1 rRNA gene is annotated in these 255 nt (G+C 49.0%); it reads left to right on the top strand.

The features are described 5' to 3' along the window. Nucleotides 1–255: ribosomal RNA gene (locus tag ACEO2X_RS14565) — 23S ribosomal RNA — on the top strand; the annotation flags it as partial.

Raw genomic sequence — 255 nt, 5'->3', positions numbered from 1 at the left:
TACAAGCAGTGGGAGCCAACTTGTTTGGTGACTGCGTACCTTTTGTATAATGGGTCAGCGACTTATATTCAGTAGCGAGGTTAACCGAATAGGGGAGCCGTAGAGAAATCGAGTCTTAATAGGGCGTATAGTTGCTGGGTATAGACCCGAAACCGGGTGATCTATCCATGAGCAGGTTGAAGGTTGGGTAACACTAACTGGAGGACCGAACCCACTGTCGTTGAAAAGCCAGGGGATGACTTGTGGATAGGGGTG

Source organism: Acinetobacter sp. AL9 (assembly GCF_041464035.1).
Lineage (GTDB): Bacteria > Pseudomonadota > Gammaproteobacteria > Pseudomonadales > Moraxellaceae > Acinetobacter > Acinetobacter towneri.
Note: the sequence above shows the minus strand (reverse complement) of the source record. Positions and strands in the feature narration are given on the sequence as shown.